This is a genomic window from Streptomyces sp. NPDC002690 (assembly GCF_053592415.1).
In genome coordinates this window covers 1-2572 of record NZ_JBSFVR010000619.1, presented here as the reverse complement: position 1 = coordinate 2572, position 2572 = coordinate 1, and the positions used below count along the sequence as shown (strand labels likewise).

The 2572-nt window shown below is 71.8% G+C and carries 2 protein-coding genes; one reads left to right on the top strand and one right to left on the bottom strand.

The features are described 5' to 3' along the window. Positions 1-139: 139 nt before the first annotated feature. Complete coding sequence (locus ACWD3D_RS35940; protein WP_451464864.1) at positions 140-919, bottom strand: hypothetical protein; 780 nt, start codon at positions 917-919, stop codon at positions 140-142. A gap of 295 nt (positions 920-1214) precedes the next feature. On the opposite strand from ACWD3D_RS35940, the gene ACWD3D_RS35935 reads away from it, so the two are divergent. Continuing rightward, on the top strand, positions 1215-2572 hold a 1358-nt coding region (locus tag ACWD3D_RS35935), incomplete at its 3' end, for an HsdM family class I SAM-dependent methyltransferase (protein ID WP_451464863.1).

Below are 2572 nucleotides of genomic sequence, written 5' to 3'. Positions count from 1 at the left end.
GGATGGCCCGCCTGATCCGTGCCGTACTGCCCGACACGGTGATCGTCTTCGGCGGACCCGGCGCGGCCCCCCCATGCCCGCCGCCCGGGGTCGTCTTCGGCGTCCGGACTCCCGTCGACCGCGCGTCCGGACGCCCGGCTCAGCCGACGTCCACCATGTCCTTCGCGGCCGGCTTCTCCGCCACGACGGGCTTGTCGAAGTCGGAGAAGGTCATCGTCATCGGCTCGTCGCCGCCCGTGGAGCTGACCTGGAGGAGCTGCGGGTCGCCCTCGGTGGAGACCAGGATCGAGTAGGTCTCCTTGCCGTCCTTCTCGCTCAGGCGGAGGGCGGGAGTGCCGTCGAGGGTCGTCGTGCCGGCCTTCTTCGCCTCGGTGTCGCCTGCCTCGAAATCCTTGAGGAGAGACTCCAGTTCGCAGAACTCGACCATGTCCTTGGTGTCCGGGTCGGACGCCTTCTCGGCCATCCAGTGGTCGGCGACCATGTCCACCGCGGCCTGTATGTCCGCCTCGGACTCGCCCTCGGACTGTGCGCGCAGCATCGTCTCGTCGAGCTTCATGTAGACGGTTTCGCCGATCTTGATGATCGACATCGAGCCGTCGGCGCCCATGTCCATGGTGCCGGTGCACGTGCCGTTGCCGATGCTGGTGGAGAACTCGGCCTTCATGGGGGTGTCGGCCGACTTCATGTCGACGGCGAGGTGCAGTGAGGTCGCCTTGCGGATGTTCTTGAGCGCCGCGTTGACGACCTCGGGGCCCGACAAGTCCGCGAACGGTTCCTTCTCCGCCGGGGCGGCCGACGAAGCGGCGCCCCCCTTCTTCGCGTCCGTGCCGGTGTCGCCCCCCTCGCTGCCGCAGGCGGCAAGGGTGAGCACGGAGAGGGTGCAGACGGCGGCAGCTGCGGTACGCGCGACTCGGCGCATGGCGGTACTCCAGGAGAAGTCAGGAAGAGGAAGAGCGGGAGACGGAAAGCAGAGGTCACCGACGCCCGGTGGCACCCGGGCAGACGGGTTCCGCCGGGCCTTTCGCGCCGGTGGACTTCGACCGGTGCGGGCACAGCTCCATCACAGCAGAGCCTGTGAACCGAGTCAACAAGGAATTCAGTGAACAGGTGAAGTGTGCCTGTGAATCGATCGGTGAGGCGTGCGTCGGTATGCTCGCCTGCACAGCGCGGACGGTGGCGCGAACGGTGACGGTTCGGACCAGGGAGACAGCACGGTGCAGGAGAACGCCTCTGAGGTGACCGCCGCCGGGATCGCCCGCCTGGCCGGAGTCGGACGGGCCGCCGTCAGTAACTGGCGCCGCCGCCACGCGGACTTCCCCAAGCCGGTCGGCGGCACGGAGACCAGCCCCTCCTTCGCACTCGCCGACGTCGAGAAGTGGCTCCGGGGCCAGGGGAAGCTGGTCGAGGTGCCGCTGCGGGAACGCGTCTGGCAGCAGCTCTCCGGCCACCCGGCGGGTGCCGTCACCGCCCTGATCCACGTGGGCTGCGCGCTGCTGCTCGTGCGCGACCGGCCCACCGACTGGCTGGAGTTGGTGGCGGTCTCGGACGAACGTGTCGCCCGTCTGCTGCCCGACGCCCTCGCTCCCGTCCTCGAAGCCCGGTTCGGGCCGGTGGCCCCGGCAGGTGCCGAAGGAGCCGGGCCGGAGGCCGTCCGGGCCGTCCGGTTGCCCGGGCCGGAGGCGCTGCGGCCGTCCGTGCCGCTGCTGCGCGGGGCCGCCGCGATGGCGGCGGAGTCCGGGGCGGGCCCGGCCTTCGAGTTCCTCTTCGGCCGCCAACTGGACTCCAACCCGAGGCAGTACACGCTCACCCCGCCCGAGCTGGCCGCACTCATGGTCGAACTCGCCCTTCAGGATGAGGACTTGGGTCGGCCGACCGGGAAGACGCCCGCCCCCGTCGTCCTGGACCCCGCGTCCGGCACCGGGGCGCTGCTGCGGGCCGTCGGCCGGCCCGCCGCCCTGTACGCGCAGGAGGTCGACCCCGACCTCGCGGCGCTCACCGCGCTCCGCCTCGCCCTGGGTGCCGGCGGCGGGGCGTCCCCGAAGGTGCCGGAGCCGGCCGTGCGCACCGGTGACACCCTGCGCGCCGACGCCTTCCCGAAGCTGGCGGCCGACGTGGTGCTGTGCCACCCTCCGTTCAACGAGCGCAACTGGGGTCACGACGAGTTGGCCTACGACCCCCGGTGGGAGTACGGGTATCCGGCCCGCGCCGAGTCCGAACTCGCCTGGGTCCAGCACGCGTTGGCCCGACTGCGACCAGGCGGCACCGCCGTGCTGCTGATGCCTCCGGCCGCGGCCTCCCGCCGTTCCGGCCGCCGCATCCGTGCCGACCTGCTGCGCCGGGGCGCTCTGCGGGCCGTCGTCGCGCTGCCCGCCGGAGCCGCCCCGCCGTACGGCATCCCGCTGCACCTGTGGATCTTGTGCAAGCCGGACCACGGCACGCAGCCCTCGCCCGAGCTCCTCCTCGTCGACACGGCCGAGTCCCCCGACCCGGTCGCTCCGGGCCGATACCCATCGAGATGCCCTTGCGGAGCGAGGTGGGCACGGCGTTCATCACGCGTTCCCGGAGCCCGGTG